Here is a 20,044-nt window from a genome sequence, read left to right on the forward strand (position 1 = left end):
CGCTGTTAGAATTCCAGAATCATCCCGAAATGGTAAGAGCGCGGCTGATTGCTGTAGATCAGGAAGGATTGATCGACGGCGAACGGCCCCTGCCGCCCTTTGTCCCACCAGTACCGCACGCCGTTTTCCCTGTCGTCGATACCATATTGTTCATAGTATTGCAACGGCAAATTCGGGTTGGTCGGCGTAGGCCTGCGGAAGAGGTAGCTGTAGTTCAATATTTTGTTATTGAACAGATTGAATACCTCAAAATAGAAGGAAGCAGAAGCCCCGAAGAAATTTCGAAATCTCTTGGCAATCTTAAGGTCTGTATTGTACTCGGCCGGGGTTCTTTTCGCGTTAATGCGACGAAGGTCTGACGGGGACGTATAGGGCCTACCACTTCGCAACACAGAGTACACAGAAAATGTCATATTATTCAGCACATATTTTCCAAAAATTCTGGGTCCCCAGTTTGCTCCGGTCGCATAGGTAGCCGTGACGATCAGGTTGTGCCGTCGGTCAAAGTCGAGCAGAATATCGCGCGTGGGGACGTTGGTCAGATCGGTGGTCACCACGCCCAGCGTGTCCCGGTTGAAAATCGGCGTGGCGGCCGTAGCGGTGGGACTCTTTCCTGTGGCGTGACTGTACTGGTAGTTGATGGCGCCGGTGAACGAACCCCGCCGCTTCGTCAGCGCGATGCGAAAGCCGCGGATATCCGCATAGTCCAGGTTGAAATACGAACTGACCTGATAGCCGGCCCGATCGTCGATGAAATCTGCCTGCTGGACCAGGTTTTTGACGTCTTTGTAGTATCCACTCACGTCCAGGGTAAAGCCGCCGCCCAGCGCCTGCACAAAGCCCACATCGTAGCTGTTCGTGGTTTCCGGCCGCAGGCGGGGGTTGCCCAGATAAATCGGCTCGTTTCGCAGTTGCCCGATCTGACGCGACACGATGTACTGGAACGAGGGGCGCTGCATGAACGAACCGTAGTTCAGATGAAACACGGTGGTGGACGAAATCGGAAACGAAATGCCCAGCCGTGGCTGCAGGCGCACATGTACCGGAGGTTTCTCACGAACCCCCTTCCCCGGATCAAACCTGCCTACAGAATCCGGCTTCCCGAACGGCTCGAAAAGATCCACATAATAGTCCATGCCGGAGTACCACACATCCAGGCGCAATCCTACGTTGGCGATGAGCCCTTCAAATTCCATTTTGTCCTGAAGATATACGGCGCCTTCGAAGGGTCTGGCCCGATAGTTTTCTTCATACCTTGTCGAGCGTACATTGATAAAATTGGACACATCGATCAGGTAGCTGTTGATCTGCACGCCTCCCTGCACCAGATGGGCGGGCGTCACCTGACTGGTGAAAGATCCCTCGAAGGAAATGGTGCGCGTTTTTTCTTGCTGAAACAGATCGTTGCCCACTTGATAGTTGATGCCGTCGGGAGAGTTGTTATTGGGCCAGGAGAGGGTTCCAACCGCCCAGTTGAGATCGACCGTATCGGGCAACACCGGGGGCGTGGGGGCCGAGCCGATCTCATCGAAGGTGTGCAGCGTGCTGAGTTGCAGTTCGTAATAGGTGCTGGGGCTCAACACATGCGTCAAGCGACCGCCGAGCTGGACGTTGGTGCGCCGCCGGTCCTCGAGGCCCACAATGCGATCCCACAGCCAGCGCTGGTAGCCGCTCACGCTGTTTCTGCCCGGAAACACGTTGTTTCGCTGGTGCGCCATGCCGCCACTGAGCCGAAACGTGGTGTTCTGCGTCACATCCACCACCACGTTGCCCATGGCCTGATATTCGACGTCCGGATTTTCCGTGGGCAGAAACGGCCACTCTTTTCGTATGCCGAGCGCCATGAACATGCGCATGCGCTCGTTGATCGGCCCGCCGGTAGCCAGCTCAAGCTGGTAGTCGATCTCGTTGCCGTACTCGCGGTTTATATCTCGACGCATCTGCTCGTACAGCGCCCGCGCCATGGCCAACTGCGCCAGCGTATCTCCGGCGAAATAGCTGGTCAGCCCGGAGGCCATCGCTCCGTAGAAAGGCTGCGGCGTATCGGACCCGGGATCGCCGGTCAGCCAGATGTTGCCTTCGTTGTAGTAGAGCAGCTTCAGATAGGGATTGGCCTCGGGATCGAAGACGCTCGGCCCGAAGTGCTTGCGGCCGGGCGCCCGAAAGCGCGAGTCGATGCGCGTCGACCAGTGGGTCCGGCTTCCCTCTTTCATGGAGATGCGTACCACGCCGGACTGTGCATTCCCATAGCGTGCGCTGAAGCCGCTGGTGATCACCTCCACTTCTTCCACCGCGCTCATGATCGGCATGAAGGCGGAGGAATTGTCGAGGGGATTGACGATCCCCATGCCCTGGAGCGTGTAGTATTCTTCGCCCTGACGTCCGCCCCGGAAGTGCCCGTCGATGACGTCGGCCGCCAGCGTCAGCACATCGCCGATGTCCCGGATGCCTGGGATGGCCTGCACTTCGTCGAAGCGTACGATCTGACTGGTCGAGGTCTTGTCGCGCTCCACGTCCGGCCGCACCGCCTGCACCACGATCTCGCCGATCTCGACGGTCGCCTCCTGCAGCGCGAAGTTCAGTTCGGTGGTCCGGTCGGCGTGCACCACCACGTTTTCGACCACGACGGGCTGATAGCCGATCATGCTGGCCCGCACCGTGTAGCGGCCGGGCGGCACGTTCAGGATATAATACTGGCCGTCGATGTCGGAGGCCGCGCCCAGCGTCGTGCCCTCGATCGTCACGTTCACGCCGGGCAACGGGTCGCCGGTAGCCGCATCGGTCACCACGCCCGCAATACGTCCCACGTTCTGCGCGACGACGCCCGTCGGCAACAGCACGAGCAGTCCCAGCACGCCCCACCACCGGGCCGACCGTTTCCGGAAGCCTTCCAGTCCGCTTACCATAGACAGCGTTACGGCTTAACGGTCTTTGCTGCGTGCGCCTGCACCCACGCAAACAGTTAACGGTTACTTTAACGTTGGCATCAAAGTACACGGAAGCCCTTCCTTTTGCAAGCCCTTCCTTCACCCCTTCTTTTCCTTAACACGAATTTCACATTTCTCAATCGTTCCCGAGCGCGACTTCGTCCTGTGCCCCGGGAAGCTGCTTTCGGGAACCCGTGGCTGCATACCTCGCGTTTTTCGCCTGAACGTCGAAAATCAAGCAGCATCTTGCAGCTATGGCCGGACACAATAAATGGTCGAAGGTCAAGCGTCAGAAAGCGGTTGTCGATGCGCGCAAGTCGAAGATCTGGGCGCGGCTGTCGCGCGACATCATCGTAGCGGCCCGCGAAGGCGGTGGCGATCCGGAGGCCAACCCGCGTCTGGCCCAGGCCATCGAGCGGGCCCGGGCCGAAAACATGCCCAAAGAAAACATCGAGCGGGCCATCAAACGCGGCACCGGCGAGATCCAGGGCGAGGATTACGTCGAGGTCACCTACGAGGGCTACGCGCCCGGTGGCGTGGCGGTCTTCATCGAAGCGCTGACGGACAACACGAACCGGACCGTCTCGGAAATCCGCCACCTGTTCACCAAGGCGGGCGGTAGCCTGGGCCAGCCCGGCTCGGTGGCCTACCTGTTCGAGCGCAAAGGCGTGATCGAAATTCCGGTCGAGGGCCACGACGAGCTGGAGCTGTTCGAGCTGGTGGCCGAGGCCGGCGCCGAAGACCTGACGAAAGACGACGATACGTTTGTGGTCACCACGCCGGTCGAGACCTTTTCCGACGTGCTGGAGGCGCTGCGCAACGCCGGTATCGAGCCCGTCGAGGCGGGACTGCAGCGCGTGCCCACCACCACGGTGACGCTGCCGCCCGAGGAGGCCAAGAAGGTCGTGGCGCTGCTCGAGGCGCTCGAAGCGCACCAGGACGTGCAGAACGTCTACACCACGCTTAACTTCGACGAGGCCACCCTTGCCGCCATCTCCTGAACACGCGGACGGGCTGATCATCCTGGGGATCGATCCGGGCTCGCGCCACACCGGCTACGGCGTGCTGGCCGTCGAGGGCGAGCGGGCGCGTGTGCTGGCCGTCGATGTGATCCACCTGGACGAGCAGGCGGCGCACCCGCTCCGCCTGCTCCGGCTGTTCGAGCAGCTCGGCGCGATCGTAGAGCGCTACCGCCCCGACGAGTGCGCGCTGGAGATGCCGGTCTATGGCCGCAATCCGCAATCCATGCTGAAACTGGGACGGGCCCAGGCCGCGGCCATGCTGGCCGTGCTGACGCGCCAGATTCCCACCGTCGAATACACGCCCAAAGAAGTCAAAAAGGCGCTCACGGGACGGGGCAATGCCACCAAAGAGCAGGTGCGCTTCATGGTGCAGGCCCTGCTCGAACTGCCCGCCGAGGCGGCCCGCCTGGCGCTCGACGCCTCCGATGCGCTGGCCGTGGCGGTGTGCCACTGGCAACACCGCACGTGCCCGCACGCTCCCCGGCGCTACAGCAGCTGGGCCCGTTTCCTCCGGGAACACCCGGAGCGGCTCGAATGAGCCTCAGCGCGACCGTTCGCTGTCGTAGAAATAGCCGCGCTCCTCGTCCCGGACGCGCACCACTTCGGCCACCTCGTCCATGTCGAGCTGGCCTTTGCTCATCAGATAGACCAGCTGGGCGATCTGCCGATCCTTGTTGGGCGCCTGATTCCACTCGGGATGCGCCTGTTCGATCAGGCTGACCAGGATGCGCAGATACGGATAGCGCTTTTCGGGGGAGTCCAGGCGGGCAATGGCCTGCGCAAACAACTCCGCATTGCGCCCGACCTGGCGGTCGATGATTTTTTCGCGATAGTAAGTCATCGCTCTACTACTACCTGGCTGAACACATGGTGAGGCCGGGTTTCAGAAACCCTGCACACAGACGGGTAAGATGCGTACCGGTGCAAATTACAATGCCCGCGACAAAAGTGCTACGGTCGTTAACAGAAAATTGTGCGAACAGGTTTCTACGAACCCGGCCCGCTGCCTCGCGTTGAACAGGGTCGGACATAGCCCATGCTACGGAGCTATGAGCCAGAAGCCAATACGAGAACCTGCGCAAAAACAACGTCGGGCCAGCCCCTATCGCCTGGAGCTGCTGCCGGTCGTACCGGCCTACCACCGTCGGGCCCGCCGGAAAAAAGAGCTGAAGGAAGGGCAACTGGTCTACTATGGGCCGATGCCCCTCTACTACGGCATCGGCGAGGTCAAGCAGGTGGTCGGGTCCTACGTGGCCGTCGATTTCCGGGGCACGGGCCTGCTCGGCGTGCACGAAGACGTTCTCTCCGAAGAATACCTGATCCCCATTCCACCCGCCACGCTTCCGCTGTTGTAAGCGCCGCACCGCTCCTGTATCTTTTCCGGGTCGGCCCTCGTATCAACGACCGTTCGAAATCAATCGACCGATCCATGCTTGTTGTCGATCAGGTCACGAAACGCTACGGGTCCACCGTGGCGGTTGACCGGGCTTCGTTCACCGCCGCACCCGGCCGCATTCTGGGCCTGCTGGGACCGAACGGCGCCGGCAAAACGACCACGATCCGGATGATCGCCGCCATTCTGCTGCCCGACGAAGGGCGCATTCTTTTCGACGGGCGGCCCGTCGGTCCCTGGAGCCAGGCGCTCATGGGCTACCTGCCCGAAGAACGCGGCCTCTACCGCAAGCTCAGGGTGGAAGAGCAGCTCGTGTACTTCGGCCGCCTGAAGGGTCTTTCGCTGATGGAAGCCTGCCGCCGGGCCCGCGCCTGGCTGGAGCGGTTCGATCTGGCCCGCTGGCGCCATCACAAGACCGAGGCGCTCTCGAAGGGCATGCAGCAGAAGCTGCAGTTCATTGCGGCCGTCCAGCACCAGCCCCGCCTGCTCATTCTGGACGAGCCGTTCAGCGGGCTGGACCCGATCAATGCGGAACTGCTCAAAGACATCGTGCTGGAGCTGAAAGAGGCCGGCCGCATCATCCTGTTCGCCTCGCACCACATGGAGCAGGTCGAGCAGCTCTGCGACGACATCTGCCTGATTGCCCGGGGCCGCATTCTGCTTGCCGGCTCGCTGCGCGAGGTCAAGCAGCGCTTCGGCCGCAACACCGTCGTCATGGAATTCGACGGCGACGGCGCGTTTCTCGACGCGCTGGCCCGGGAAGGCGCCATTCGGCTGATCAACCGGACGAACCATCGCGTCGAGCTGGCCCTCTGCAACGGCACGCCGCCCCGCCGGGTCCTGGAAGCCGCCCTGTCTCATGTGCGCGAGCTGTACCGCTTCGAGGTGAGCGAGCCGCCACTGACCGAGATCTTCAAGCAGGTTGTCGGTTCACCATCCGCTTCGGCTACGTCGTCCCATGGATAAGATCTGGATCGTTCTGCAGAGCGAATTTCTTCGGCGCGTGCGCACGCGCGCGTTTCTGCTGACCACGCTGCTGGCGCCGATCCTTCTGCTGGCCATAGCGCTGCTACCCGCCCTGATCGGCTATCTGGGCAGTCGCGACGCCTCGCGTCATCTGGCCGTGGTCGATTCCACCGGCATGTTGCTGCCGCGCATGCAGGAGCGCGCCCCGGCCACGCTGCACCTGGAAGCCGTGACGCTGCCGCTCGACTCGCTGCAGGCGGCCGTTCTGCAGGGACGCTACGACGGGTACCTGATCCTGCCGGCCGCCCTGGTCGAAGGCGACGTCGCGGCCGAACTCTACGTCGAGAAAAGCCTCGGGCTGAGCTTTCAGAGCCAGGTCGAGCGTCTGATCAACCGGGCCGTGCGGGACGTCCGGCTCGAGCGCCTGCAGGTGCCGCCCGAACTGGTGGCCGCCCTCCGCGCCGAGGTTCCGCTGCGCCAGTACCGCCTGTCGGAGACCGGCACCGAAGCCGACGGCACCGTGTTTTTCTCCATCATCGGCTACCTGATGGGCTTCATCATCTACGGCGCCACGCTGGCCTACGGGAGCCTGGTCATGCAGGGGGTCATCGAAGAAAAATCCAGCCGCGTGATCGAGCTGATCGTCTCCTCGGTCCGGCCGTTTCAACTCCTGATGGGCAAGGTGCTGGGCATCGGCGCGATGGGCCTTGTGCAGTTCGTGCTCTGGGGCTTGCTGCTGGTGGCCGGCACCATGGCGGCCGGCCCCATCATCGCCCATTTTCTCGATCCCCAGCAGCTCAACCTGCCGGCCAACGCCTCCACCCAGGAGCTGCTGCAGGCGGCCAACATCACGCTGCCGCCCATCGATCCCCTGCTGATCGTCTGGTTCGTGCTGTTCTTCCTGGGCGGCTACCTGATGTACTCCAGCCTGTTTGCGGCCGTTGGCTCGGCCGTCGAGCAGCAGCAGGACGCCCAGAGCCTCATGCTGCCGCTCATGCTGCTGATCGTGATTCCCATTCTGTTCATTACCTACGTCATCGAAAACCCCGGCGCCCCGCTGTCGGTCGGGCTGTCGCTGTTCCCGTTCTTTTCGCCGATCCTGATGATCGTGCGCATTGCCATCGGCAGTGCGGCGCTGTGGGAGGCCGTGCTGGCCTACCTGCTGCTGGTGGCGGGTTTTCTGGGGGCCATCTGGATCAGCGCCCGCATTTACCGCATCGGCATTCTGTCCTACGGCCAGAAGCCCTCGCTGCGCGAGCTGCTGCGGTGGATCCGGGCCTGACCGGTTCAACGGAACTTAACGATCGGGCCGTCCTACAACGGAAGGGGCCTTCGCCACCCTTCTCGCTGGCTGCCATGCGGCTCGGATGTCTTGTGGGGTTGCTGCTGTTTGCTTCGGCCATGCCGGCCGCACAGGCGCAGTACTTCCGCTTCGGCAAAAACAAAGTCCACTACCGGACGCCCACCTGGTACTACATCCAGTCGCAACACTTCGACATCTACTACTACGAAGGCGGCTACGAGCTGGCCAGCTTCACGGCCGAAGCCGCCGAAGCCGCCTATCAGGAGCTGGTCGAGCTGTTTCAGTATGAGCTTTCCGGCCGCATTCCCATTCTGGTCTATCAGAGCCATCACGATTTCACCGTCACGAACGCGGTCGATCTGCCGGATTACAGCGAGGGCATCGGAGGCGTCACGGAACTGTACAAGAACCGGATCGCCGTGCCCTTCATGGGCGACTACCGGGACTACCGCCGGGTGGTTCACCACGAGCTGGTCCATGCCGTACTGAACGACATGTTCTACGGCGGCTCGCTGCAATCCATTCTCCAGAACAACCTGCAACTGGTGCTGCCGCTCTGGTTCAACGAGGGGCTGGCCGAATACGCCGCGCTGGGCTGGGACACGAACTCCGACATGTACGTGCGCGAGGCGATCCTGAACGATCACCTCGATTCGATCCCCTACCTGTCGGGCTACTTCGCCTACCGGGGCGGCCAGAGCGTCTGGGACTACATCGCCGAGCAGTACGGCCGCGAAAAGATCGCCGAGATCCTCCAGCGCGTGCGTCTGACGCACTCGGTGGAGGCCGGCATCCGACAGGCGACGGGCCTCTCGCTGCGCGAACTCTCGGAGCGCTGGCACAAGGCGCTGCGCGAGATCTACTATCCGGAACTGACCGCCCGCGAGCAGCTCGACGACATCGGCCGACCGCTGCTCACGGCCCGCAACGCGGGCTACTACAACACGAGTCCGGCCCTCTCGCCTCAGGGCGACCGCATCGCCTTCATCACGACGCGCAACGGCCTGTTCGACGTGTACCTGGCCAGCGCCAACGACGGCAAGATCCTGCGCCGGCTGGTGGCGGGCCAGACCAGCCCCGACTTCGAGAGCCTGCGCATCCTGACGCCCGGCCTGACCTGGAGCCCGGACGGCCGCTTTCTGGCGCTGGCCGTCAAGAGCGGTCCCACCGACGCCATCGCGGTGATCAACGTCGAGACCGGCGCGCACGTGCGCTACCGCATCCCGGGCGTCGAGCAGATCCTGTCGCTGGCCTGGAGTCCGGACGGCCGCCGGATCGCCTTCGCCGGAACGCAACGGGCTCAGAGCGACATCTACGTGCTGGACCTGCAGACCGGCGCGACGATCAACTACACGAACGACGTCTTCAGTGACCACGAACCCGCCTGGCGGCCTGACGGCCGGGCGCTCGTGTTTCACAGCGACCGGGGGCCCTACGTCGAGCCCGGACGCTACCAGGCCGGTCAGTTCGACCTGACCGCACGGATCTCGCGCGGCTACGACCTCTACCTGCTGCATCTCGATCCAGTGCGCATCGAACGACTGACCACCACCGAACCCTGGGACGACCGGAGCGGACGCTTCGGCAACGACTCGGATCGGCTGCTGTTCATCTCGGACCGCAACGGCATTCCCAACCTGTACGAAAAAGACCTGCGCACCGGAGCCGAGCGGCCGTTGACCGACGTGGTCATGGGCATCCAGCAGGTCTCGCTCTCAGCCGACGGCCACAAAGCGGCCGTGGTCAGCCTGCGCGACGGCGTTCCTTCGATCTACCTCATCAAGAACCCCTTTGAGCGCCGTCTGGAGACCGACACGCTGGCGCCCACCGTCTGGGCCCAGCGGCGTTTGCGCCAGCCATCTCAGCCGGCTCCGGCGCTGGCGCTGGCCTCCGAAGCGCTACGCCAGCGCAACCCCTTCCTGCGCGATGCCAGCCACACGACGCCGCCGTCCGGCCTCCTGCTGGCCGCCTCCGAACCCGCCGGCAGCAACGGCACCAACGGCCACGGCGAGGCGCCCGACTCCACGCATTACGGCACGCTCCGCGTGGACTTCCGCAACTACGTGTTCAGCTCGGCCTTCGACGAGGCGCGTCCGCCCCGGGCCACACCTTCCTACTACAATGCGGATCCCTTCGCACCGAAAGACAACGTGGACGAAAGCGGCCGCTACCGTCCCCGGCGGTACCGCCTCTACTTCACGCCCGATCTGGTCTATGGCGCTGCCGGCTACGACATGCTCTATGGCGTGCAGAGCGTCACCCAGATGATGTTCAGCGACATGCTGGGCAACCACCGCATCTGGGCCGCCACAAACCTGCTCGTGGACCTGCGCAACTCCGACTACCTCATCGCCTACAGCTACCTGCCGCGCCGTACCGACTGGACGGTGGCCGTCTACCACGTGGCCCGGCTGCTTCCGGACTACGCGCTGCGCACGCTCTACCGCTACCGGCACTACGGGTTGAACCTCAGCGCCAGCTACCCGCTCAACAAATTCGAGCGCTTCGACCTCGGCCTGGCCTACATGGGCGTCAACCAGACCGACATCGGCAACCTGGCGCGGCCCCCGGTCACGCGCACGCTCTTCTATCCGTCCCTCACCTACACGCGCGACGTGAGCGTGCCGGGACTGCTGGCACCCATCGGCGGCCATCGGCTGGCCCTGCAGCTCTCCGGAAGCCCCGGCAACCTGCTCTACGGCCGCCAGATCCGCTTCGTGACGCTGCTGGCCGACGCGCGCACCTACACTTCGTTCGGCCGCGGACTCTACAGTTTCGCCTTCCGACTGGCCGGCGGCGCTTCGTTCGGACCGAATCCCCAGCTCTTCTACTCGGCCGGGGTGGAAAACTGGATCAACCGTCGCTTCGACAGCTTCCCGATCGAAGACCTGACCGACTTCGTCTTTGCCACGCCAGTCCTTCCGCTGCGCGCCACCGACATCAACACGCTCAAAGGCCCCTACTTCGGCCTGTTCAATGCCGAATTCCGCTTCCCGCTGGTCGCCGCTCTGCTGCCGGGTCCGCTTCCCATCCTCCCGCTTTACAACCTGCAGGGCACGGCCTTCCTGGACGCGGGGGCCGTGTGGGGAAGCCCCTCGAACCGCCGCCTGAACCTCTTCCGGCGCGACGAACACGGCCGCCAGGTGCTCGACGACCTGCGCGTGGCCGGTGGCCTGGGGCTGCGCACCATCCTCCTCGGCTTTCCGTTCCGCTTCGACTTCGCCTGGCCCTTCGACGGCCGCCGCTTCCTCCACCGACGGTTCTATTTCTCGGTAGGTCTTGATTTTTGAGACGGAACCCGGGATAAATCCCCCGATTTAAAGGGGGCTGCAAGCGGCCGACCGGAACGGTCGGCGGTTTTTTTAAGCGATCCCGGTAGCGCAATCCTGTCACAGCATGCAAACCGAAATCAAAGAGATCAGCTCGGTCGAGTACGAACTGACCCTGCACGTTCCCGCCGAAGAACTGCAACCCGAACTGGATCGGCTCCTGCGCCAGATCCGCGCCCGCGTGCCGCTCAAAGGGTTCCGTCCTGGTAAGGCGCCGCTGTCGCTGGTGAAAAAGCTTTACGGCGACGAGGTAGCCCTGGAGCTGGCCGAGCGCAAAATCCGCGAGGCGCTCGAGCAGGCCGTGCTCGAACCCGGCACCTACAGGGTGATCGGCCGGCCCCGCGTGCTGCGCCTCGACTACAAACCGGACGCAGACCTGCACGCGGTGCTGCGCTTCGGCGTGCGGCCCGAATTCGAGCTGAAACCACTCGACCAGGAAACCATCCCGCACCTGGTCCACCAGGTCACCGACGAAGAGGTCGAGGAAACAATCAAGCGCCTGCAGAAGGAAGAGGCCGAACTGGTCGACCTCCCGGCCGATACGCCGCTGGGCGCCGAGGATTACGCCGTCGTCGATCTGCAGCGGCTCGACGAGGCGACGGGCACGCCCATCATCGGCGAAAAAGAAGAAGGCGTCTCGTTCTTTCTCGACGATCCGCGGCTGCGCGAGGAGCTGCGCCAGGCATTGCTGGGCAAAAAAGCGGGCGAGACGGTACGGGTCGATCTGCCACACGGCGACGAAGAAGCCGGCGAGCCGGCCCACACGCACCGCTACGAGGTGCGCGTGCGGGAGACCAAGCGGCGTGAACTGCCCGCCCTCGATGCCGAGTTCATCCAGAAGATCTCGCGCGGACAGGTCTCCGACGAAGCCGGCCTGCGCGAGCTGGTCCGCAAAGAGCTGCAGGCCCGCTGGGATCAGGAATCCCGCGAGCTGCTGGAGCAGGAAATCATGCACCGGCTGCTGACGCTGCACCCGATTCCGGTGCCGGAATCCGCGGTGGAGATGGTGCTGGATGAATTCGTGGAGGACGTACGTCAGCGCAACAACGGCCGGCTTCCCGAAGACTTCGACGAGACGGCCTTCCGCCATGCCAACCGAGCGCTGGCCGAGCAGCAGGCCCGCTGGAAGTTCATCTTCGACAAAGTGGTCGAGACCTTCGGCATCGAGGTCACCGAAGAAGACATCCAGGCCTTCTTTGAAAAGCAGGCCGATCCCGAAAGCGGGCTGAGCGCCGAGCAGTTGCGTCAGTTTTACGAATCGATCCCGGGCCTGATGGGCCAGGTACGCAGCCGCCTGCTGCACCAGAAGGTGTTCGACACGCTCGCCGAGCAGTTCAAACTGGAAGACCTGGACCGGGAGGCGTACATCGAACGCCTGAAGGCGCAGCGGGAAAGCGCCGAGGCCCGGAACCCTGAGTGAAGCGTTCGGTAGGACCGAATGCCTGTCCAACGTCCGCAAACCTGACCCGACAGCAATGTCCGACCGTAAGCTTGTAGAGGATTTTCTGAAGTTCTCGCGGAGTCTGACGCTCCCCTCCGGGATCTACAGCGGGCCGTTCCAGCAGTATCCGGTCGGCGCGCTGGTTCCCATTGTGATCGAACAGACCACGCGCGGGGAGCGCGCCTACGACATCTTCAGCCGCCTGCTCAAGGAGCGGATCGTGATCATCGGCACGCCGATCAACGACCAGATCGCCAACCTGGTCGTGGCCCAGTTGCTCTGGCTGGCCAGCGAGGACTCGGAGCGTGACATCAACATCTACATCAACTCGCCGGGCGGCTCCATCGACAGCGGCCTGGCCGTCTACGACACGATGCAGTACGTGGCCCCGCCGGTGGCCACGATCTGCGTGGGGCTGGCCGCCTCGATGGGCGCCGTGCTGCTGGCGGCCGGGGTCAAGGGCAAACGGGCGGCGCTGCCCAACTCCCGCATTATGATCCACCAGCCCTGGATGAGCGGCGTGCAGGGCCAGGCGACCGACATCGAAATTCACGCCCGCGAGATCCTCAAGATGCGGGAGCGTCTGAACGAGATCCTGGCCTTCCACACGGGCCAGCCCAAGGAACGGATCGCCCAGGACGTCGATCGCGACTTCTGGCTCAGCGCCCAGGAAGCCAAGGAATACGGTCTGGTCGACAACGTGCTCACGCCCCGGCGCGGCTTCTTCCCGTCGCCGGACGGCCAGGCTTCGGGCGACAAGGACAAAGGAAAAGACAAAGACAAGGACGCATAGGCTTCGCCTCCTTCGTCATGGCCACGACGGCCTGCTCTCCGGAGCAGGCCGTTTTCTTTTTTCAGGCGCGTGCCTCGTGCAGGACCTGGTGCAACACGGCCGCCAGCTTCTCAGCGGTGTAGGGTTTGTACAGAAAGGCGTGCGCTCCCGCCTGTCGGGCCGCCTCGGCTCGTCCACCATGAAGCCCGCTGGAGGCCACAACGGGCACGTCCGGCCGGCGCTCCCGGATCGCCCGGATCAGCGCCAGTCCGTCCATCTCGGACATCACCAGGTCGGTAATGACTGCGCGAATTTCCGAAGCGTGCGCCTCCAGTTGCTCGAGCGCCTCCCGGCCCTGCGTGGCCGTATAGACGCGGTAACCCAGTTGCTCCAGCGCCTCGCGGGCGGCCTCCAGCACGAACGGCTCGTCGTCGACGAGGAGCACGCTTTCGCCGGCCCCCCGGTAGGTCGGCACCTCCACGGCGGCCTCCGCGGCGCGGGCTTCGGGCGCGGCCGGCAGGTAGACCCGGAACGTCGAGCCCCGTCCCGGCTCGCTGTAAACGTTGACGAAGCCACCGTGGCTGCGCACAATGCTGTATACGGTCGAAAGCCCCAGCCCGGAGCCCTTACCGACCGGCTTGGTCGTGAAGAACGGCTCGAAGATCTTGTCGAGAATATCGTGCGGGATGCCCACGCCTGTATCGCTGACCGTCAGGCAGACGTACGGTCCCGGACGCGCCTCCAGCACGCGCCGGGCGTAGTGCGGGTCCACTTCGACGTTCTCGGCGGACAGCAGCAACTGTCCGCCTTCGGGCATGGCGTCGCGGGCATTGACGCACAGGTTCATCAGCACCTGCTGGAGCTGTGTGGCATCGCCCTGCACGGGCCAGAGTTCGTCATCCAGTCGCGTTTCGATGCGGATCGTGCTGGGGAAAGTTTCACGGAGCAGATGGGCGACTTCCTGCACGATGGTGCGCACGTCGAGGGGGACGCGCTCGCCTTCCACGCCCCGGGCGAAGGCCAGCACCTGACGCACCAGGTCGGCGCCGCGCTCGGCGCTGCGCTGGATCATGCCCAGCGCCCGTCCCCGCTTTTCAGGATCGAGCGTGTTCTGCGCAAGCATGCGCACGCCCAGCAGGATGGGCACGAACAGGTTGTTCAGGTCGTGCGCCATGCCGCTGACCAGACGCCCGATGCTCTCCATGCGCTGCGCCCGGAGGAATTGCTGCTCGAGCTGGCGGCGCTCCGTCACGTCGGTACCGATGATCAGCACCGAACGCGGCCGGCCGTAGGCATCGCGCACCAGCGTCCATCGGCTCTCCAGCAGGCGATCCTCGCCGTTGTGCCGGTGCACGCGCAGCTCACCGTTCCAGACGCCGTCGGTCTGCACCGCCTGCATGGCTTCCTGCAGCAGCGCAGCATCGATGCCGTCCAGCACCTCCGGCACCGGCCGTCCCTGCACCGCGACGGCGGGTTTGCCGGTAAGTTGCTCGGCGCTGCGGTTCCAGTAGATGACGTGTCCGTCCAGATCGACGGCCATGATCACGTCCCGGGCGGCGTCCAGCAGCGCGGCCTGCTCGCGGATGCGCTCCTCGGCCCGGTGACGCTCGACGGCATAGCGGATCGAGCGCTCCAGTTGCTGCGCGTCGATCTGTCCTTTGATCAGGTAGTCCCAGGCGCCGGCCGCCATCGCTTCGAGGTCCACCTGCAGGTCGCCCTGGCCGGTCAGTAGAATCACCGGAAGCGTGAGTCCTTCGTTGCGGATCGTGCGGAGCAACGACAGCCCGTCGTGCGCTCCCAGCCGGTAGTCTACCAGACACACGTCGAAAGGGCGCGCCCGGAGGGCCGCCAGCCCGTCTTCGTAGCTGGCCCGCCAGTGCAGCGTGCATTGAATGGTCGTCGCCCGGCTCAGCAGGCGGCGTACGATGTGATAGTCGTCCTCGTCGTCCTCGACCAGCAGGATGTCCAGCGGCGTCGCCATGGTCAGGTCTCGTCCACGGAAGGAAGCCGCACGATCTCAAACCAGAAGTCGCCCAGCACCTGGAGTGCGTGCACCAGTTCTTCGAAGGTTACCGGCTTGGTGATGAAGGCGTTGACGCCCAGATCGTAGCTGCGCAGGATGTCGGCTTCGGCGTTCGAGGTGGTCAGCACAACCACGGGGATCCGGCGGAGCACCGGATCGGACTTGATCTCCTGGAGGGCTTCCCGGCCGTCCTTGCGGGGCATGTTCAGGTCCAGCAGGATCAGCCCCGGACGCGGCGAGCGCTGCGGATCGGCATAGGGCCCCCGCCGGTGGAGGTAATCCATCAGCTCCTCGCCATCCTCCACCGTGTAGATCTCGTTGCGGAGGCGGCTGCGTTTGAGCGCCCGGATCGTCAGCAGCCGATCGTCGGGGTCGTCGTCGGCCAGCAGAATGACAACGGGTTCGGGGTTGTTCATGCGTGGGTGGTCGAAGATGGCGGTGGCACGACGTCCGGCGGCTGCGTCAGGGGGAGCTGCACGATGAACGTAGCTCCCTCACCGGGGCGACTCCGGGCGGTAAGCTGCCCGTGGTGCCGCTCGACGATCCGACGACAGATGGCCAGCCCCATACCCGTTCCGGCATAACGGCCCCGGCCGTGCAACCGCTGGAACGGAGAAAAGATACGATCCAGATACTTCTCGTCAAAACCGATCCCGTTGTCCTGGACCTCGATCACACATTGCGTGCCCGAAGGCGTCTCCTCCAGACGCGCACGGAGCCAGACCTCGGGCGTGCGTTCGGGATGATGAAACTTCAACGCGTTGCCGATCAGGTTCTGCAGCAGCTGGCGCATCTGCGTGGGATCGGCTTCCACGACGGGCCAGTGGCCTTCGACGTGCACCTGCGCGTCGGTTTCGGCAATGCGCACCTCCAGATCGGCCAGCACCTGTTCGAGGATCGCATGCAGATCGACGCGTTCGAAGGGCCGCGCCTGCGTCGTCACGCGCGAGAAAGTAAGCAGATCTTCGATCAACCGGGACATGCGCTGAGCGGCATCCTGCATGCGATCCAGGTAGTAGCGTCCCTCGTCGTCCAGCACCGATTCGTACTCCTCTTTCAGCAGCTCGGCAAAGGCCCGCACCTTGCGCAGCGGCTCCTGCAGGTCGTGCGAGGCGATGTAGGCGAAGTCCTGCAGTTCGCGATTGCGCTGCTGGAGCGTTTCGTTGGAGCGGGCCAGCGCCTGCTCGGCCTCCACACGATCGGTCACGTCACGCGAGCTGGTCTGGAGCTGCACCAGCCGTCCGGTTGCGTCGCGGATGGCCCGCACGTGCGTCTCCAGCCACCGATAGCCGCCCTGCCTGTGCCGGAAACGATAGACCAGCACGCCCGGATGGTCCTCTTCGCCAGCCTGCTCCGGTAGCGAAGGCAGGCGTTTGCGATCCTCCGAATGCCAGAACTCCTCAAGCCGATGGCCGATCAGCTCTTCCGGCGCATAGCCCACAATGCGTTCGGCCGAGGAGCTGACGTACACGACGCGTCCTTCGGCGTCGTGCAGCGCCACCAGATCGGTCATGTTTTCGGCCAGCAGCCGGAAGAGTTGCTCGCGCTCACGCAGTTTAGCCTCGGCTTCGCGGGCCTCGGTCACGTCCCGAAAGATGACGGCCACCCCTTCATCGAGACGGGTGGCCGCCATTTCAAGCCACAGGGAGCGGTCGGTCTGTTTCAGACAGAAGGTCCGTCGCAGCGGCTCGCCTCGTTGTACCACCTGCACGCACGCTTCGAAAAAGCCCGGCAGCGTCGCCTCGGGGAGCACTTCGCGCAGCCGCCGGCCTTCCAGCTCCGACCGCCGTAGGAGCGCGTGGGCGCGCGGGTTGGCCAGCAACCAGACGAAGTCGGCCACCTCTCCGTCCGGCTGATACACCGGCCGCAGCACCATGATGCCTTCCAGCGAGCAGGACAGTACACGTGTCAGCAGTCGCCGGGAAGCCTCCAGCGCTTCGCGCGTCCGATGCATTTCCGTTTGATCCTCGAACACCAGGATCACACCACGTTGCCGTTCCAGCGGGCAGATCTGCCCCCACCAGCGTACCCAGAAGGCGGGGCCATCGCGGCGTTTCAGGAGCATTTCTTCGCCCTCCACCACCGCCCCCTGCAGCACACGCCGGAGTGCCTGCGTCCAGTATCCTCCGTCCTCCTCAAAAAGCTCCACGTGCGCCCTTCCCACCACCTCGTTGGCCGCCAGGGCGAACGTCCGGCACCACCGGGCATTGACCGCCCGGTAGCGGAGGGTTTCATCTATCAGCGCTGCCGCCACCGGCAGATGCTGGAGCCACGACGGCCGGGCAACGGCTTGCTCCATAGGTCCGGGCCTCCCGCACAGCGATTGAACTCCCGAAACTAACGCTGCAGCGGGTCAAATCCACCCGGCCGGAATGTAATGATCCGTTAACAAGTGTTGACAGCCGGCCTACAGCTCCAGGTTCGGATCGATCGACTCGAGCCCTTCCGTCACCTTGCGCAGGAAGGAGGCCGCCATGGCCCCGTCAATGATCCGATGGTCGTAGGAAAGCGACAGATACATCATGTGGCGGATGGCGATCACGTCGCCGAGTTCGGGGTGCTCGATCACCACCGGCCGCTTCTTGATGGCCCCTGTCGCCAGGATGGCCACCTGGGGCTGATTGATGATGGGCGTGCCCATCAGGGAGCCCAGCGAGCCCACGTTCGTGATCGTGAAGGTGCCACCCTGCAATTCGTCGGGCTGCAGCTGCTTGTTGCGGGCACGCTGCACCAGATCGGCGATGGCGTGGGCCAGACCGACCAGGTTCTTCTGTCCGGCATCTCGAATGACCGGCACCACCAGGCCCGTCGTGCCCAGCGCGACGGCAATGCCGATGTGGTAATCTTTTTTGACGATAATCCGGGTGCCCTCGACCGAAGCGTTCAACAGCGGATGCTCCTTCAGCGCCTCGACGACGGCCTGCACGAAGAAGGGAAGATAGGTCAACCGGACGCCCTCGCGCTGCTCGAAGCGTTCCTTGTTGCGCTCCCGCACGCGCACCAGGTTCGTCACGTCCACCTCGGCAAACGAAGTCACGTGGGCCGAGGTGCGTTTCGAGCGGATCATGTGCTCGGCGATGAGCTGCCGCATCCGATCCATCTCGATGATCTCGACGCGGCCTTCCTGGGTGCCCGTCACTACCTGCGGGGCCGGACGCGGCGCTGCGGGACGCTCCGGTTTCGGAGGCGCCGCCGGACGGGGCTCGGCAGGACGCGCGGCCGGTTGCTGCACGCGCTGCCGCCGCTGCTCCAGGTACTGGAGCACGTCCTGTTTCGTGACGCGGCCACCGCGCCCGCTGCCCGGGATGGCGGCCAGCTCTTCGGGCGTCAGCCCTTCCTTTTCCGCAATGGAGCGCACCAGCGGCGAGTAGAAGCGGCCGTCCGGTCCCCGGCGCGGGATCGGTCCGGCGGCCGGAGCGCCGTCGCCTGCAGGCGCCGGTTGCGGCGCAGGGGTCGGTGCGGGTTCGGGCTTCGGTTCCGGTGCAGCGGTCGGCTGCGTAGCCGGCTGCTGCGGCACGGCGGCGGCCGGAGCGCCCGTCGCAATGCGGGCCAGGACGGTGCCGACGGCCACCGTCTCGCCCTCCGGCACCAGTATCTCCTTGAGCACCCCCGAAGCCGGCGACGGCACCTCCGTGTCTACCTTGTCCGTACCGATCTCCAGCAACGGCTCGTCCGCCTCCACTCGATCTCCCGGCTGCTTCAACCACGCCACCACCGTCCCCTCCGTAATGCTCTCGCCCATCTTGGGCATGACCACTTCGACGATCTCGCCGCCCGCCTCCGGTGCGGCCTCGGGCTTCGGTTCAGGCTCCGGCGCAGCGGCTTCCGTCTTCGGCGCTTCGGGAGCCGGGGCGGCTTCCGGCGCGGGCGCAGCTGGCTTCGCTTCGGCGGCCGCTTCCGCCTCCGTTTCGATGACGGCCAGGACGGTGCCGACGGCCACCGTCTCGCCCTCCGGCACCAGAATCTCCTTGAGCACCCCCGAAGCCGGCGACGGCACCTCCGTGTCCACCTTGTCCGTGCCAATCTCCAGCAACGGCTCGTCCGCCTCCACCCGATCCCCCGGCTGCTTCAACCACGCCACCACCGTCCCCTCCGTAATGCTCTCGCCCATCTTGGGCATGACCACTTCGACGCGTGCCATGGCTATCTGAAGGCTTTACTGTTCGTTTTCTGCACGTCCGGTAATATAGGCAGCCCTTTCCTCAAATGGGAAAGGCACACGCGGCTATTCCTCAACAAGAATTCGCGAAGGCGTAGCCACCACCTGCACCGAGTCGATGCCGACGGCCGCCAGCACCGGGACCAGAAGCCGCCGCAGCGCTGCGGCGGCATAGTGACGGGGCATCGGGCTGTCGGTCAGGTAAGCCTCGGCCTGACGACGCAACGCCGCATTGACCTGGCGAAGCGCTTCCTGCTCCATGCGACGACCGCTACTCCGGTAGAGGCGCGCCCAGCCCACCCGCGTCTCGATTTCCAGGGCCTCCAGCTGTGGCTCGACGGCCTGAACGGCCAGCGGCGGCAGGACCACTTCTACGACCCGATCCGTACGCAGCCGGATCATCTCCGGCCGCAGCGCCCGTACGTCGAACCCGTAGTGCACGGTGCCGGGCACGCGCACGCGCGCCGTGGTCGTACCCAGATCGATCCCCAGCCACTCTTTGTGGCTGCTGGCCTCCACGGTAACCATCACCGTGGCCGTCCCCACCACCAGAAACGAAGCGGGCGCCTCCTGCTGCACCGTGGTCACAACGCGCCGGCGCACCACTTCCTCCAGTTGCAGGCGCTGCCACCAGCGCCCGAGCCGGTAACCTGCCCAGAGGCTTCCGGCCAGCAGCAGCCCGATCCCGATCCAGCGCAACCTTCGCATC

At 64.4% G+C, this 20,044-nt stretch carries 15 protein-coding genes; 8 read left to right on the plus strand and 7 right to left on the minus strand.

From position 1 onward, the window contains the following. Positions 1-5 precede the first annotated feature (5 nt). Positions 6-2,906, minus strand: a complete 2,901-nt coding sequence (locus tag GYH26_RS12905) for a TonB-dependent receptor (protein ID WP_161542001.1) — start codon at positions 2,904-2,906, stop codon at positions 6-8. Positions 2,907-3,181: 275 nt separating this feature from the next. Here GYH26_RS12905 and GYH26_RS12910 point away from each other — a divergent pair, with 275 nt between their 5' ends. Both GYH26_RS12910 and ruvC read left to right on the plus strand, forming a co-directional pair. Then, positions 3,182-3,928 carry a YebC/PmpR family DNA-binding transcriptional regulator gene (locus GYH26_RS12910; RefSeq protein WP_161542002.1) on the plus strand — a complete coding sequence of 249 codons (747 nt, stop codon included), beginning with the start codon at positions 3,182-3,184 and terminating at the stop codon, positions 3,926-3,928. Further along, entirely contained in the window at positions 3,912-4,487 is a 576-nt protein-coding gene (gene ruvC / locus GYH26_RS12915) for a crossover junction endodeoxyribonuclease RuvC (protein ID WP_012844888.1), read from the plus strand. Before GYH26_RS12910 ends, ruvC begins: the two co-directional genes overlap by 17 nt. Before the next feature lie 3 nt (positions 4,488-4,490). Here ruvC and GYH26_RS12920 read toward each other — a convergent pair whose 3' ends face one another. After that, on the minus strand, positions 4,491-4,790 hold the full coding sequence (locus GYH26_RS12920) for a DUF4290 domain-containing protein (RefSeq protein WP_012844889.1): 300 nt from the start codon (positions 4,788-4,790) through the stop codon (positions 4,491-4,493). Positions 4,791-4,998: 208 nt separating this feature from the next. On the opposite strand from GYH26_RS12920, the gene GYH26_RS12925 reads away from it, so the two are divergent. The 6 genes from GYH26_RS12925 (at position 4,999) to clpP (ending at position 13,174) form a co-directional block, all read left to right on the plus strand. Then, positions 4,999-5,304 (plus strand): hypothetical protein, encoded by a 306-nt coding sequence (locus GYH26_RS12925; protein ID WP_012844890.1) that lies wholly within the window; start codon positions 4,999-5,001, stop codon positions 5,302-5,304. Between the two features lie 74 nt (positions 5,305-5,378). Further along, positions 5,379-6,308, plus strand: coding sequence for an ABC transporter ATP-binding protein (locus tag GYH26_RS12930; protein WP_161542003.1), 930 nt, complete (start codon positions 5,379-5,381; stop codon positions 6,306-6,308). Next, positions 6,301-7,590 carry an ABC transporter permease gene (locus GYH26_RS12935; protein ID WP_161542004.1) on the plus strand — a complete coding sequence of 430 codons (1,290 nt, stop codon included), beginning with the start codon at positions 6,301-6,303 and terminating at the stop codon, positions 7,588-7,590. The genes GYH26_RS12930 and GYH26_RS12935 overlap by 8 nt, the downstream gene beginning before the upstream one ends. 74 nt (positions 7,591-7,664) lie before the next feature. Continuing rightward, positions 7,665-10,901, plus strand: coding sequence for a peptidase MA family metallohydrolase (locus GYH26_RS12940; RefSeq protein WP_161542006.1), 3,237 nt, complete (start codon positions 7,665-7,667; stop codon positions 10,899-10,901). Between the two features lie 106 nt (positions 10,902-11,007). After that, positions 11,008-12,360, plus strand: a complete 1,353-nt coding sequence (tig, locus tag GYH26_RS12945; RefSeq protein ID WP_161542007.1) for a trigger factor — start codon at positions 11,008-11,010, stop codon at positions 12,358-12,360. 55 nt (positions 12,361-12,415) lie between these two features. Beyond that, positions 12,416-13,174 carry an ATP-dependent Clp endopeptidase proteolytic subunit ClpP gene (gene clpP, locus GYH26_RS12950; RefSeq protein ID WP_054685161.1) on the plus strand — a complete coding sequence of 253 codons (759 nt, stop codon included), beginning with the start codon at positions 12,416-12,418 and terminating at the stop codon, positions 13,172-13,174. Between the two features lie 61 nt (positions 13,175-13,235). Here the strand turns inward: clpP and GYH26_RS12955 are convergent, their stop codons facing one another. The 5 genes from GYH26_RS12955 to GYH26_RS12975 all read right to left on the minus strand — a co-directional run bounded on the left by GYH26_RS12955 (position 13,236) and on the right by GYH26_RS12975 (position 20,043). Further along, positions 13,236-15,134: a hybrid sensor histidine kinase/response regulator gene (locus tag GYH26_RS12955; RefSeq protein WP_161542008.1), complete on the minus strand. Its 1,899-nt coding sequence runs from the start codon at positions 15,132-15,134 to the stop codon at positions 13,236-13,238. 2 nt (positions 15,135-15,136) lie between these two features. Further along, a complete protein-coding gene (locus GYH26_RS12960) occupies positions 15,137-15,592 on the minus strand; it encodes a response regulator (RefSeq protein WP_014067873.1) in 456 nt (151 codons plus the stop codon). Continuing rightward, on the minus strand, positions 15,589-17,475 hold the full coding sequence (locus tag GYH26_RS12965) for a PAS domain-containing sensor histidine kinase (RefSeq protein ID WP_161542009.1): 1,887 nt from the start codon (positions 17,473-17,475) through the stop codon (positions 15,589-15,591). Before GYH26_RS12965 ends, GYH26_RS12960 begins: the two co-directional genes overlap by 4 nt. Before the next feature lie 108 nt (positions 17,476-17,583). Continuing rightward, complete coding sequence (gene sucB / locus GYH26_RS12970; RefSeq protein WP_012844899.1) at positions 17,584-19,317, minus strand: 2-oxoglutarate dehydrogenase, E2 component, dihydrolipoamide succinyltransferase; 1,734 nt, start codon at positions 19,315-19,317, stop codon at positions 17,584-17,586. Between the two features lie 84 nt (positions 19,318-19,401). Continuing rightward, the gene (locus GYH26_RS12975; protein ID WP_161542010.1) at positions 19,402-20,043 is read right to left on the minus strand and encodes a DUF4230 domain-containing protein; all 642 of its coding nucleotides are present in this window, start codon (positions 20,041-20,043) and stop codon (positions 19,402-19,404) included. Position 20,044 lies beyond the last annotated feature (1 nt).

It is taken from the genome of Rhodothermus marinus (assembly GCF_009936275.1).
Classification (GTDB): Bacteria; Bacteroidota; Rhodothermia; order Rhodothermales; family Rhodothermaceae; genus Rhodothermus; species Rhodothermus marinus_A.